Source organism: Hymenobacter arcticus (assembly GCF_054779975.1).
The window spans coordinates 14260-27819 of the sequence record NZ_BAAGXF010000007.1; the positions used below are offsets into that span (position 1 = coordinate 14260).

The following is a 13560-nucleotide window of genomic DNA, read 5'->3' on the forward strand; positions in this document are numbered from 1 at the left end:
TCTGGTAATTAAATCACTATCAACGCGTAGCTACCGGGCTGATTCCGGGCAGCGGTAGTCCTTCGCGCAGCAGCGCCCGCACGGCCGAGAGGGGCAAAAACACGCGCACCTCACCTTGGGCGTAGGAGGCGATTTCGTAAGGCTCGTAAATAAACGCGACCCCACCTGCCGTTAAAAAGACGTTGTGCGTTACGGGCATTTCACTCACAAACAACTCTTTATCGAGTGGTGCGCCGGGTGCCAGTCCCATCAAGGGGCGCACCGCCTGGCCCAAGAGCGCGGGCAGTTGCGCGGCGGCGGTGGGCTTAAAAATATCGTCGTAGCGCAGGCGGCGGCCGGTGCGCAGGTCGTAGCTGGCGGCCAGGGTGCCATTCTGCCCGTGGGCTCCGCCGGAGTAGTAGTAGCTGAAAAAGCCCAGGCTCAGCAAGTTACCCTGTTGGTACAGCACGTACGTAGCGGCTTGGTCGGCATAGTTAAGGGTGGCCGACGGGCGTTCGTCGGGGCTGGTGGTCAGTACGTCGGCTAAGTCTTCGCGGTAGCCTTTGAAAAACAGGTCGCGCTGCTGCTTGTAAAGCGTGGGCAGCGTGGGCGCGGCCAGGGTGCCCAGGGTGTCGCCGCGTAAATCGCGCAAGATATTGGCCTGCAATGCGTTGCTAGTGGTAGCAGCCCCGCCGGTCGGTACCAGCGCTTGCAGGCTGAAGCGGGCTTTAGGTGATTCCGGGTCTTTCGGATACGCGGCCAGCGAGTCGGCCAGGTAGCGCACGGCAAACGTGACACTGCCGGCGGGCGGGGCCACCAGCCGCAGGCGCACGGCCTGCCCCTGCACCAAGCCTGCCAGGCCGCCCGGCTGCTGCCGCAAGCGCCAGACTGGGCTGGCGCTGGTGGGGCTGGCTCCGTGCTCCGGGCTGAGGTCGGCCAGCACGAGGCTATCGGGCGCGCTGGGCTGGCTTTGCACCTCGTAGGGGTGGCCATCGGGGCCGTAGTAGCTGCCGTGGAGGCTGGGGCCCGGCGCATCGTAGAGGGGCTGCGGGGCCATTACGAGGTGCAGCGTAATGCTGTCGGCCTGGCCGGGTAGCTGGCCCCGGTACACGTGGTAGGCCGCGCCGGGTGAGCTGGTTATAGGCTGGCTAACAGTCTTTTGGCCGGCTGGTGCATTCGCGCCGGCCGTGGGGGTAGAGGTAGTGGGTGGGTTACAGGCCGCCAGGCCAAGTAACCCGGCCAGGGCCAGAGGAGAGCGTTTCATGCCACAAATGAAGGGAGTAGCCGGTGGCTTTCCGCGCCTTGCCTATGCAGTAGCCGGTTGAAAGCCCAGGCCGTTAGCCAATGTTAACCAAGCCGCTAGCCTATCTGCTACAAAATTTTGGCATTGGTAATCCTTCGCTTTGGCTGAGCCGTAAGCGTAGGACATTCTCTCCATTTTCTTATATGAACTTCATCAAAGTAGGCAGCGACGCTGCCGGAAAACCCGTCGAAATCAACTATGTAGACTACGGCCAGGGCAAGCCCGTGGTACTTATCCACGGCTGGCCGCTCGACTTGCAGTCGTGGGAATTTCAGTTGGCTGAGCTGCCGCTGCACGGGGTGCGTGTGATTGCCTACGACCGCCGCGGCTTCGGCAAGTCGTCGAAGCCCTGGGATGGCTACGACTACGACACCTTCGCCGACGACCTCAAGGCCGTGCTCGACGAGCTGAACCTGCAAGATGTAACCCTGGTGGGCTTCTCAATGGGCGGCGGCGAAGTAGCCCGTTACATGAGCCGCCACCAAGGTGCGCGCGTGAGCAAAGTGGTGTTTATCAGCGCCGTAACGCCTTACCTGCTGAAGACCGACGACAACCCCGAAGGTGTGGATAAATCGGTATTTGACCAAATGATTGAGGGTGCCGGCAAAGACCGCCCCGGTTTCCTGGCCGACTTCGGCAAAGGCTTCTACGGCGTGGGCGTGCTGAGCCACCCCGTGAGCCAGCCCCTGCTGGATTGGAGCCAGAGCACTGCGCTGCAAGCCACGCCCCGCTCTACCACTGAGTGTGTAAAAGCGTTCAGCGCCACCGACTTCCGCCAGGACTTGCAGGGCATTAAAGTGCCCGCGCTGTTCATCCACGGCGATGCCGACAAAACGGTGCCCCTCGAACACAGCGCCCAGCGCGCCGTGAAGCTGGTATCGGGTGCCCAACTGGTAGTGTACGGCGGTGAGCCCCATGGCCTCAACGTAACCGCCAAGGACCGCCTCAACCGCGACTTGCTCACCTTTATCAGTGGCCAGCCCGTGCAGTCAGAATTCGACAGCAGCGGTGCCGAAGCAACGCCTCGCCGCAACGAAAATGGCCCTACTACGGCAACGTATTAATTGATTGCTAGTTAACAAAAAGGGCTTCCCGCTACGTAGCGGGAAGCCCTTTTTGCGTTTCGGCTTGGTTAGCCCAAGTAAGCGTGCCAGTTTTGGTCCAAGGTGCCGGCCGAGAGCTTGAGAAAACCCGCTAGGGTAGGCTTTTTGGGTTGGGTGCGCAGCGGCATGTTAGCCTCAGAGGGCGTACGCTGGCCCTTGGCGTGGTTGCAGCGCGAGCAGGCCGCCACGAGGTTGGTCCAGCCCGAGTCGCCGCCGCGCGAGCGGGGCATCACGTGGTCGAGGGTCAGCGTTTTGGTTGAGCCGCAGTACTGGCACTCGTACTGGTCGCGCTTGAAAATATTGTGGCGGCTGAGGGCAATGCCCTTGTAGGGCACCCGCACGTAGCGCGCCAGCCGGATAATGCTGGGCTTGGGGAAGGCCTGCGAAATAGTGCGCAAAACGCCCTGCTCCGACTTAGCCACCATTTCCGCCTTATCTAGAAATAATAATACAAATGCCTTCTGCACGCTGCATAAGGTGATGGCGGTGTAATCGCCATTGAGCACGAGCACTTTCTGGTCCATATACGATAACGAAAACAAGCAGACTGCAAGCTACTAGGTTTCACGCATATGAACAAAAAAAACCGGCCGAATGATTCCGGTAGCGTGGACTCTGCGAGTCCGCGCGTTGTATCGTTCGAGCCAGCCCACACGCGGACTCGCAGAGTGCGCCTAATCGATAGTACGGAGCAGGCGGTTCCAGCGCACTTTGTGCCAGGCATCGCCGAAGGGGTCGAGCGAGAGCCAGATGAGCACGGCCTTGCCCACCACGTGGTCTTCGGGCACGAAGCCCCAGAAGCGCGAGTCCTCCGAGTTGTGGCGGTTGTCGCCCATCATGAAGTAGTAGTTCTGCTTGATGGTGTAGCTGGTGAGCGGCTGGCCATTCTGCTGAATCATACCGTCCTTCCAGCCGATGTTGGCGTTGTGCTCATACTGGCTCACGATTTTGTAGTAAATCGCGGCGTTGCCGGGCGTGAGCGCAATGGTCTGGCCTTTCTTGGGCACCGGCAGCGGGCCGTAGCTGTCGAGCTGCCACTTGCGCTGCACGGCGCTCATGGCGCCCGAGCCGTGGAAGTCGGCCACGTCGGGGAAGAGCTGCACGCCGGGCGCGGTCACGGTCAGCGACTTCACGTAGGGCTGCTTTTTGAAAAACTCGGCGGTGGCGGCCGGGCAGCTGATGAAGTAGCCCAGCTTGCCGGTTTCGGGGTCGGTACCGGCCACGGGGTAGCCGTCGGGCTGGTCGTAGTCTACCACGCCTTGGTCGTGCAGGGCCTGGCGCACCTCGTCGTTGGGCGTTTCTACCTCCAGGAAGTAGGTGGTTTGGGGCGCGCCACCAATGGCGCCGGGCTTGCCATTAAGGAAAATCTCGCCGTTGCGAATTTGCAGCGTGTCGCCCGCAATGGCAATGCAGCGCTTGATGTAGTTGGTGCGCAGGTCGGCGGGGTACTGCGCCTCGTGCGGCACGTGAAACACCACCACGTCGTTGCGCTTAATGGAGCTAAAGCCCGGCAGGCGGTACGTGGGCAGCTGAATCAGCTCCGAGTAGCTCTTGATATTGAGAATCGGCACCGTTTGGTGCGTGAGGGGCACTTGCAGCGGCGTTTGGGGCGTAATAGGTCCGTAGTGCAACTTGCTCACAAACAGGTAGTCACCCACCAGCAGCGAGTGCTCCATGCTCGGCGACGGAATAACGTAGGCCTCAAACGTAGCCCAGCGAATGAGCGTGGCCGCGATAACCGCAAACAGCAGCGAGTCAAACCACTCGCGGCCTTTGGTTTTGGGCGGCCGGGGTGGGGCAGTGGGGTCAGTTTTGCGAAAAAGCATGAAACGGGAGCGGGAGCGTACGCTCACCAAGAGAATATCCAGCAAATAAACAACGTCGCCTGTCATTGCGAGGAGGAAAGACAGGCGGTCTTTAAGGTTACAAGCCCAGCAGCTCCTTCATGCCAAACACGCCGTGGCGGCCGGGCAGCCACTCGGCGGCCAGCAGCGCGCCCAGCGCGAAGCCCTCGCGCGAGTGGGCCTCGTGGCGCAGCTCAATGGTATCGGCGCTCGATACGTAACGCACCTCGTGGGTGCCCACCACCTCGCCGCGCCGCTCGCTGAGCACCGCCAACTCGTGCGGGGCCTGGGCGGGCGCATTGCGCCAGGTGGTCTTGGCCGCGAAATTCTCCAAAATGCCGTGGGCCGCCGTGAGGGCCGTGCCGCTGGGCTGGTCCACCTTGTGCACGTGGTGAATCTCGGTCATCTGCACATCGTAGCCGGCCGCAAACTGGTTCATCTTGGCCGCGATATACTCGTTGAAATGGAAAAACAGGTTTACGCCCACGCTGTAATTGGAGGCGTAAAACAGCGCCCCGTTGGTTTCCTGCACCAGCTGGCCGGCCTCATCAAACTGATGCAGCCAGCCCGTAGAGCCGCACACCACCGGCAGGCCCTGGCGCAGGCAAGCCGCCACGTTGGCAAACGCCGCCTCGGGGTGCGTAAACTCGATGGCCACATCTACCTGCGCCGGGGTGAAGTCCTCAATGCGCTGGCTGCCCGTTTGGTGGTCCACCACGCCCGCGATTTCGTGGCCCCGGCTGGCGGCCAGACCGGCAATAGTCTGGCCCATTTTACCGTAGCCGATGAGAAGTATTTTCATGCTAATTACTTGTTAAGCAACAAGTTATTTTACGCGTAGAGTCAAGGCTATGCCGCCCGCGGGTACCAGCTGGCCGGGCACCGGCAGCAGCGTGGGCTGCCAGTTCAGCGAGAGGTTGTCGCTCACGTCGAAGTCGTGCAGGTGGGCGTCTACCACAGCGTCAAGTATTTGCAGCGAGTAGCCCAGCGCGCTGATGAGAATGGCCAAATCACGGTAGCTGCGGTAGCCCGTGAAGTTATTGTAGACGTTGGGGAAGGAAGTTTCCAGGCTAGCGTTGGGAAACTCGTCTGCATTTAAGTAGGTGGAAGGGGCATCGCCTGGCCTAGACTGGCCTGCACGGTAGGCTTTGAGGTATTCTGAATAGCGGCTTTGCTGGAAATAAACCCAGTAGCCCAGCCCGCCCACCATGCCGTACACAATAGGCAGCTTCCAATACTTCTTATTGTAAATCTGCCCACCACTAGGTGCAAGAGCAAGAAAGCCAGCCTTTTGGGGACGCGTGACATGAAAGCCAAATAACCGCTCGGTGCGCTTGGCCGAATCGGCGGCGGCCAGGGCGCGCCGCTCCTTTTTGGTGGGCTTGCGGCGGATGGTAGCCGTGTCGGGGCGCACCAGCACCGGCGCGGCTGGGTTGATTTCCAGCGGGTTGGTAGCCGTAGGAATTTGGGCCAGGGCCGGGCGGGCTCCGGCTAGTAGCAGCACTAGGCCCAGCAGCCAGCCGCAATTGGCTGGCCACTGGCGCAGAGAAAGCAAAGAGTTCTTCATAAGCAAGCCGCTAACGCCGACCGGCGACTGGTAGTGCGGTACTTATGCAGGTTGCAAAATGTGCAGGATGCGTTGCATGTCTTCCACCGAATCAAAAGATATCTTGATTTCACCGCGGCCCTGGGCACCGGGGCGCAGCTGCACCTTCGAGCCAAAGTGGTCGGTAAGCTGGCGCTCGGTGCGGCGTAGCTCGGCCACGGGCACCACGGGGGTAGCCGGCTGCTGAGGGCTGGCGGGCTTGGCGGTTTCGGTGCGGCCGTAGCCGTTGCGTACCAGCTCCTCGATGCGGCGCACCGAGAGGTCCTCGGCCACGATGCGGCGGTAGAGGTCCACTTGCAGCTGCGGGTCTTCGATGGTGATGAGGGCGCGGGCGTGGCCCATGCCGATAACCGAGTCGCGCAGGCCAATCTGGATGCTGGGCGGCAGCTTCAGCAAGCGCAGGTAGTTGGTCACGGTCGAGCGGTTTTTGCCCACCCGCTCGCCCAGGTCTTCTTGGCGCAGGCTGCACTCGGAGAGCAGGCGCTGGTAGCTGAGTGCGATTTCAATCGCGTTCAGGTTTTCGCGCTGGATGTTCTCGATAAGCGCCATTTCCAGCATCTGCTGGTCGTCGGCCTTGCGCACGTAGGCCGGAATGGTATCGAGGCCGGCCAGCTTGCTGGCTTGCAGGCGGCGCTCGCCCGAAATGAGCTGGTAGGAGTTGGTGCCCAGCTGACGCACCGTCACGGGCTGGATAATACCTTGAATCTTAATGCTATCGGCCAGCTCGGCCAGCGACTCCTGGTCGAAGTGGGTGCGGGGCTGGTAGGGGTTGGCCTCAATGTGGCCTACCGGAATCATCCCTACCGAGCTCACGGGGTTGGGCGTGGCGTTGGTAATGAGGTGCTCGCTGGGTTTGTCGTAGCTGCCTTCAATGAGGGCGTTGAGGCCCCGGCCCAGGCCGCCAAGGCGGCGCTTGGCCACGCTGGCCGCGCCGGGGTTGGCGTTCAGGGCAGCCTGGATTTTATCGTTATTCTTCTCTACAGACATCGTTGGCAGGGGTCTGGGGGCCGAAAGGCCGGCCCGCCCAGAACTTCAAAATTACGGACTAGGGGGCGAAGGGCAAGCCACTCAAATTTATATCGAATGGTGCGAAATGCGGCCCCCAATAAAATAGAACGTCATGCTGAGCTTGCCGAGGCATCTCTACCGCGCCGCAAGATTAGTAGCTCAAGCGGCGCGGTAGAGATGCTTCGGCAAGCTCAGCATGACGTTCAATTATTTTTAGCTAAAAAGGTGACGGTAAGCTAGAATCAGTAGGAAACTTACTCCATTCGTCTAATAAATCATTGTGCTCATGCTGCTGGTCAGTGGCGTTACGCCCGTTCCAAGCTTGATTCAGGTGGCCGTAAATATGGGCCATATGAATACCAAACGCAGTCTCACTAAATGCCTTGTCCTCCGCCATCTCATTGAGCAAACTCTGAATACCGTCTTGAGCGTCGGTCAATTCACACATGAGCAAGTACCACGCAACGGGCTGCGTTTTCTCATTAAGCATAGCTGGAAGCCAGTATAATTTAATTGCTACACCAGCTCGTCCTCAGCGGCTTCCTCAGGGTTGGCCTCCACGCTGTTCTTCTCCACGATTTCGCGGGCCAGGTTGAGGTAGCTCACCGCGCCTTTGCTTTCGGCGTCGTGCAGGATGACGGGGATGCCGAAGCTCGGCGACTCGCTCAGCTTCACGTTGCGTGGGATGATGGTATCGAACACCAGCTGCTGGAAGTGCAGTTGCACTTCCTCCACCACCTGGTTGCTGAGGCGCAGGCGCACATCGTACATGGTGAGCAGGATGCCTTCGATTTCGAGGTTGGTGTTGAGGCGGCTCTGAATTATCTTAATGGTATTCAAGAGCTTACCCAGGCCTTCGAGGGCGAAGTACTCGCACTGCACCGGGATGATAACTGAATGCGCCGCCGTGAGGGCATTCACCGTGATGAGGCCCAACGAGGGCGAGCAGTCGATGATGATGAAGTCGTACTGGTCCACGAGGGGGCGCAGGGCCTCCTTCATCTTCTCTTCGCGGTTGGGCAGGTTAATCATCTCCACTTCGGCCCCCACGAGGTCGATGTGCGAGGGCATGAGGTCGAGGTGCGGTAAGATGTTGGTTTGCAAGATGATATCCTGCGGGTCGATGCCATCGACCATGCACTCGTACACGCTGTTTTCGATGTCTTTGGGGTCGAAGCCCACGCCCGAGGTGGCGTTGGCCTGCGGGTCGGCATCCACGAGCAGGGTGCGGTAGTCCAGGGCCGCCAGCGAGGCGGCCAGGTTGATGGCCGAGGTGGTTTTGCCGACGCCCCCCTTTTGGTTGGCAACCGCGATAATTTTACCCATAACAAACGATTATAACAGAGGAAACGCGCTGCGCGAAGAAATAAGCCAGCCGGAACCGGCGCTGTTCAATCTACAAAATAAGGCTAAAAAAAATGGATTAGCCAAGTGTATAGCCAGAATTGCTCCCGTTTGTCCTTGCGAGCGCAACGAAGTGGAGCGCGGCAATCTTTCCTTGCCGCTAGGTTAGTAAACCATTCAAGCAGCCGACAAGGAAAGATTGCCGCGCTCCACTTCGTTGCGCTCGCAAGGACAAACTGAGCTTTACAGCTCCACCGTTTCGCCGATGCGCAGCAGGCGCAGGTTTTTGCCAGCGGCTTTAGCTTCGGCCTGGGCGGCGGTGTGGTCGATGGTGATAACCGGGAAGGTGTCGTAGTGCATACCGATAATCTCGGTGGTGCCCACCCAGTCGGCGGCCACCAGCGCGTCGGTGATGCCCATGGTGTAGTTGTCGCCGATGGGTAGCAGGGCCACGTCTACTTTGTGGCGCTCACCGATGAGCTTGAGGTCGTAGGTCAGGGCCGTATCACCGGCGAAGTAAAGTGTCTGGCCCTCAGTGGTTTTAATAACGAAGCCCATGGCTACGCCCGCATAGGAGCCGTCGGGGAACGAGCTGCTGTGCGCAGCGGCTACGCAATGCACGGTGCCGAAGGGCAGGGCCACCTTGCCGCCGAGGTTGGTGCCAATGACGTCGAGGCCTTTGGCGCCGAAGTAGCCGGCGATTTCGGCGATGGCCAGCACCTTGGCCCCGGTACGCTTGGCAATGCTTTCCACGTCGGCGATGTGGTCGCCGTGGCCGTGCGAAACCAGGATGTAGTCGGCCTCAATGGCGTCCACGTTGATGGCTTTGGCGAGCGGGTTGGGGCTGATGAAGGGGTCGAAAAGCACGCGCACGCCGCCGATAGTGGCCAAAAAGCTAGCGTGGCCGAAATAGGTAAGCTGCATAAAATGGGGGAGAAAGAAACGAAAAACCGGGGCCGGCGTGGCCCCTACCTTTGCAACCGACACCCCAAACCGATGTTTCTACCTGAATTGCGAATACGCTGGGCTACTGGGCTGGCCTCGGCGGCCCTGGCCACGTTGCTGGCCGCCTGCTCGGGGGCCGGTCCCTCGGCCGCCGATGAGCGGCGCGTGTTCCGCTACAACCAGCCCGAAGCGCTCACCTCGCTAGACCCCGCCTTTGCCCGCAACCAAGCCAATAGCTGGGCCGTGGCGCAGCTTTATAATGGGTTATTAGAGTTGGATTCGGCCTTGCAGCCCGCGCCGTCGCTGGCCCGCCGCTACCAGATTTCGCCTGATGGACTCACGTACACGTTCTGGCTGCGCAAAGGGGTGCGGTTTCACCCGAGTGATGCCTTTTTTGTAGGAAAAGGTAAACTGGCGCCAGCAATATATGAAATACTAGGTACAGAGTATACGCCGCCTTCTCGCTCCGTCACGGCAGTTGACTTTGTGTACTCATTCAAGCGCTTGCTGGATGCCAAAACGGCCTCGCCCGGTGGCTGGATATTTCGGGGTAAAGTGCTGGAAGACAGCAAGGGAAATATCAGCGACACTTGCTTTGTGGCGGTGAACGATTCTACGCTGCGCATTCATCTAAAGGCGCCGTTTATCCCGTTTTTGGGAATCTTAACGATGCCCTACGCCTACGTGGTGCCGCACGAAGCCGTGGAGCGCTATGGCAAGGACTTTCGGGAGCACCCGGTGGGCACTGGACCGTTTCGGTTTAAGGTCTGGGATGAGGGTAATGTGCTGCTGTTTCACAAAAACCCGAGCTACTGGCGCCAAGACAAGCAGGGTCAGCAACTGCCTTATTTAGATGCGGTTGCCATCAGCTTCATTGCTGACCGCAAAACGGAATTCCTCACGTTTTTGCAGGGTAAGCTGGACTTTTTGAGCGGCATCCGCGAGGGCTCGCGCGACCTTATTCTCAACCCCGATGGCTCGGTGCGCAGTGACTTTCAGGGCCGCTTCAACTTGCAAAAGGCGCCTTACCTGAATACAGAATACCTTGGTTTTCAATTAGATAGTGCTAAGCTCACGGGTGAGCAAGCCGCGCAGGGCCGCCGCCTGCGCGACGCCCGGGTGCGCCAGGCGCTAAGCTACGCCATCAACCGGCCCGAGATGCTGGCCTACGTGCTCAACCACGTGGGGCGGCCGGGCACGTCGGGCTTTGTGCCGGCGGCGCTGCCTTCGTTTTCGCCCGCGCAGGTGCCGGGCTACGACTACCAGCCGCAAAAGGCGCGGGCGCTGCTGCGCGCCGCCGGCTACGGCCCCGGCCGGCCCTTGCAGCTGCGCCTGAGCACCGTAGCCGAGCGCAAAGCCGTGGCCGAATACCTGCAAAAAAACTGGGCCGACGTGGGCGTACAGGTCCAGATTGACATCAACCAATCGGCGGCCCAGCAGGAGCTGGTGGATAACGGCCGCACCGCCTTCTTCACCAAAAGTTGGCTCGGTGACTACCCTGACGCGGAGAACTACCTGGCGCTGTTCTACTCGTCCAATTTTAGCCCCGCCGGCCCCGACAAAACGCACTATAAATCAGCGCAGTACGACCAACTGTACCAGCGCGCCATTCGGGAGCAAGATGTGGCCCAGCGCACGGCGCTGTACCAGGCCATGGACCGCCTGGTGGTGCGCGACGCGCCCGTGGTTTCGCTATACTACGACGAGATAATTCGCCTCACGCAACGCAACGTGCGCGGCCTCACGGCCAACCCCATGAACCAGCTGCTGCTGGAGCAGGTGCGCAAGGACTGAGTGCTGGTTAGAGAGAGGGCTATTTTTCCAGGCCCTGCTGCGTCAAGGGGTCGAGCCGGGCACCTACGTAATCGATATAGGCCTTGAGAGTTGCCGGAAATCCTTCTTCTGCAAACACGGCGTGCAGGGGCTGGCCCACCGGGTGCACCGTGATGATAGCGGCCGGCAGGTCGGTGGTGTTGCCCGAGTAGCGCTCGTTGAACTGGGTGAAATTGATGCGCTTAGCCTCGGCCAGTATCTCGTTGACGGTAGCTACGGATAGGCTGAGCGTGTGCTTGCCAACGAACTTCACGAAGCGCTGGCCATCGTACTCTACTCGCCCATCGGCAAAAACTGTGGCCGTGTACACCGGGCAGGTACCGTAGCAGGGCGTGCGCTGAAACACGATTACCGGCGCGGCTTCTTTGGGCACAACGGCAGTAGCGGTAACTGCTTTATGCTTGCGGGGTAGTTTTTTCTGCGCGCAGGCGGGCAGGGCCAAGGAGAAAGCGAGGAGCCAGAGCAGGGAACGCATAAAATTGAGAAGCAACTAGTTAAGAAATAATTTAGCCGAGGCAATAGTGAGCCGCCGGTTCCAGCTAGCAAAGGTGCGGTGCAAGCACTAAAACGAAAACCGGGCCAGAGGCACGCAATAAAAAAGCGTTCCGCAGTGCTGAGCACCGCGGAACGCTTTTCTGCCTGGTAAGGCGCTTGCACTAAACTACGCTTTGCCGGGCTTTTTGGCCTGGGCTTCGCGCTCCTGGGCAGTTTTCATGGCCTCGGCCAGGCGGGCCTGGAAGCCGCCGGGCTTCTTGTCCTTGTTCTTCACCTTGTTGGCTTCGAGCTGGGCCCGAATCTTGGTGTCGTCTACGAAGGAGCGGGTGAGCGCCTGCTGGCCCAGCGTGACGAGGTTGGAAACCAGGTAGTACCAGGTGAGGCCCGAAGCGAAGCTATTCAGCACGAAGAAGAAAATCAGCGGCATGAGGTAGCTGTAGAACTTCATGGGCCCCTGCATGGCGGCCGTGTTCATCTGGTTGCTCTGGTAGGTCATGAAGAGCGTCGAAATCGTCATCAGCACCGTGAAAATGCTGATATGGCTGCCCAGGTAGGGCAGCGTAAACGGCAGGTGAATGGCGTTGTCATACGTGCTTAGGTCCGGGGCCCACAGGAAGGGCTGCTGGCGCAGCTCAATCGCGTTGGGGAAGAACTGGAACATGGCAAACAGAATCGGCAGCGTGAGCAGCGTGGGCACGCAGCCGCTGAGCGGCGACACGCCAAACTGCGTGTACAGCTTCATGGTCTCCTGCTGGGTCTTGGCCGCGTCGTCGGGGTGCTTGGCCTTAATCTCGTCGAGCTCGGGCTTCAGCACTTTCATGCGGGCCTGGCTTTCGTAAGTCTTGTAGGTCAAGGGCCAGGTTACCAGCTTGATAAGCACTACCAGCAGCAGGATAATGACGCCGTAGGAGCTGATATACTGCTCCAGAAACGTGAACACCGGCAGCACCACGAAGCGGTTTACCCAGCGGAACAAGCCCCAGCCCAGGTACACGTTGCGGTCGAAACCCGGGGCCACGCTCTTGAGCAGGCTAAACTGGTTGGGGCCGAAGAAAAAGCGGTACTGGCCACCGGCCGCGCTCGAAACGTCGGCGGCGGGCAGGCTCAGCGTGGTACTCAGCGTCTTGATGTAGGTCGAGTCAGCCAAGTTGACCGTGGCGTTGAACTGGCCGTTGACGAAGGGCTGCGAGTCGGCCACGAGGCCCGCCACGAAGAAGTCGTGCTTGTCGGCGGCCCACAGCAGGGGCGCGTTCACGGTCACTTCCTCCGGCTTTTCGCTGGCTTCGGCCAGGGCGTTGTGGTCGCCGGTGGCTTGGTAATGGTTGATAGTGGTGTGGTTGCGGTTCTGCTTGAGGTCCTGCTCGGTCTGGCGCACGTTGTCCACAAAGCTGAGCTTCAGCGGCTCGGCCACGGCCACGCCGTTGAGCTTCAGGTTGTACTTCACCTCATAGCCCGTTTTAGGCACGGTGTAGGTCTGGGTGGCGGTACCAGTGCCCACGGGCGCGGTGAAGGTCAGCTGCTGGCCGCCATCGGCGCTAGTAGTGGCTTCGCTGGCCTGAAAGTTCAGCCGGGCAAAGTCCACCTTTTGCCCGCCGATGGCGGTAAGTGTGGTGTTGTAGCGGGCGCTTTGGGCGTCGAACAAGTCGAGCGGCTTGCCGAAAAACGTCTTGTACTTGTTCAGGCGCACGGCGGCCACGCGGCCCCCTTGCGTCGAGAAAGTCAGCGTCAGCTCGGGGTTTTTGAGCTCAATGTTGCGCACCGGGCCGGCGGCCGAGTCGAGGGCCACTACGGGCGGGATGCCGGGCGAAGGCGCGGCGGCGGCCGGCGTTTTGGCGGCGGTGGTGGTAGTTGCCTGGGCTTTGTTTTTGTCCGGCTCGGCTTTTGGCGAGAAGAAAAACAAATACACCAGGAGCAAGGCCGAAATGAGGAAAAGGCCAGTCGCTTGGTTGCGGTCCATTTACAATAAAAAGAATACGAAGGGCAAAGGTACGGCTCCTTTTAGCTGTTAGCCGTTAGCTTTTTTATGAATGAGCGCCAATGGCTGCTAGCCGTTAGCTCCCCCTTGTGGAAAAGCTAACAGCTAGCAGCCATTGGCTAATA

13 protein-coding genes are annotated in these 13560 nt (G+C 60.0%); 2 read left to right on the forward strand and 11 right to left on the reverse strand.

From position 1 onward, the window contains the following. Positions 1-19 precede the first annotated feature (19 nt). Positions 20-1243 carry a DUF3298 and DUF4163 domain-containing protein gene (locus ACYVGC_RS13155; RefSeq protein ID WP_460584292.1) on the reverse strand — a complete coding sequence of 408 codons (1224 nt, stop codon included), beginning with the start codon at positions 1241-1243 and terminating at the stop codon, positions 20-22. Between the two features lie 182 nt (positions 1244-1425). On the opposite strand from ACYVGC_RS13155, the gene ACYVGC_RS13160 reads away from it, so the two are divergent. Continuing rightward, on the forward strand, positions 1426-2346 hold the full coding sequence (locus ACYVGC_RS13160) for an alpha/beta fold hydrolase (RefSeq protein ID WP_460584293.1): 921 nt from the start codon (positions 1426-1428) through the stop codon (positions 2344-2346). A gap of 68 nt (positions 2347-2414) precedes the next feature. Here ACYVGC_RS13160 and ACYVGC_RS13165 read toward each other — a convergent pair whose 3' ends face one another. The 8 genes from ACYVGC_RS13165 to ACYVGC_RS13200 all read right to left on the reverse strand — a co-directional run bounded on the left by ACYVGC_RS13165 (position 2415) and on the right by ACYVGC_RS13200 (position 9111). Then, on the reverse strand, positions 2415-2909 hold the full coding sequence (locus ACYVGC_RS13165; RefSeq protein WP_460584294.1) for an HNH endonuclease: 495 nt from the start codon (positions 2907-2909) through the stop codon (positions 2415-2417). A 150-nt stretch (positions 2910-3059) separates the two neighbouring features. Continuing rightward, positions 3060-4211, reverse strand: a complete 1152-nt coding sequence (gene lepB / locus ACYVGC_RS13170; protein ID WP_460584295.1) for a signal peptidase I — start codon at positions 4209-4211, stop codon at positions 3060-3062. A 97-nt stretch (positions 4212-4308) separates the two neighbouring features. After that, the gene (gene dapB / locus ACYVGC_RS13175) at positions 4309-5031 is read right to left on the reverse strand and encodes a 4-hydroxy-tetrahydrodipicolinate reductase (protein ID WP_460584296.1); all 723 of its coding nucleotides are present in this window, start codon (positions 5029-5031) and stop codon (positions 4309-4311) included. Between the two features lie 24 nt (positions 5032-5055). After that, the gene (locus tag ACYVGC_RS13180) at positions 5056-5796 is read right to left on the reverse strand and encodes a DUF5683 domain-containing protein (RefSeq protein WP_460584297.1); all 741 of its coding nucleotides are present in this window, start codon (positions 5794-5796) and stop codon (positions 5056-5058) included. 42 nt (positions 5797-5838) lie between these two features. Beyond that, positions 5839-6822, reverse strand: coding sequence for a ParB/RepB/Spo0J family partition protein (locus ACYVGC_RS13185; protein ID WP_460584298.1), 984 nt, complete (start codon positions 6820-6822; stop codon positions 5839-5841). A gap of 238 nt (positions 6823-7060) precedes the next feature. Next, complete coding sequence (locus ACYVGC_RS13190; protein ID WP_460584299.1) at positions 7061-7333, reverse strand: hypothetical protein; 273 nt, start codon at positions 7331-7333, stop codon at positions 7061-7063. A gap of 26 nt (positions 7334-7359) precedes the next feature. Then, positions 7360-8169: a ParA family protein gene (locus ACYVGC_RS13195; RefSeq protein ID WP_460584300.1), complete on the reverse strand. Its 810-nt coding sequence runs from the start codon at positions 8167-8169 to the stop codon at positions 7360-7362. Between the two features lie 261 nt (positions 8170-8430). Beyond that, positions 8431-9111 (reverse strand): MBL fold metallo-hydrolase, encoded by a 681-nt coding sequence (locus ACYVGC_RS13200; RefSeq protein WP_460584301.1) that lies wholly within the window; start codon positions 9109-9111, stop codon positions 8431-8433. Positions 9112-9198: 87 nt separating this feature from the next. On the opposite strand from ACYVGC_RS13200, the gene ACYVGC_RS13205 reads away from it, so the two are divergent. Beyond that, positions 9199-10926: an ABC transporter substrate-binding protein gene (locus ACYVGC_RS13205; RefSeq protein ID WP_460584302.1), complete on the forward strand. Its 1728-nt coding sequence runs from the start codon at positions 9199-9201 to the stop codon at positions 10924-10926. A gap of 19 nt (positions 10927-10945) precedes the next feature. On the opposite strand, the gene ACYVGC_RS13210 is transcribed toward ACYVGC_RS13205, so the two are convergent. Beyond that, positions 10946-11440 carry a DUF6438 domain-containing protein gene (locus ACYVGC_RS13210; protein WP_460584303.1) on the reverse strand — a complete coding sequence of 165 codons (495 nt, stop codon included), beginning with the start codon at positions 11438-11440 and terminating at the stop codon, positions 10946-10948. 186 nt (positions 11441-11626) lie between these two features. Continuing rightward, on the reverse strand, positions 11627-13417 hold the full coding sequence (yidC, locus tag ACYVGC_RS13215) for a membrane protein insertase YidC (RefSeq protein ID WP_460584304.1): 1791 nt from the start codon (positions 13415-13417) through the stop codon (positions 11627-11629). Positions 13418-13560 lie beyond the last annotated feature (143 nt).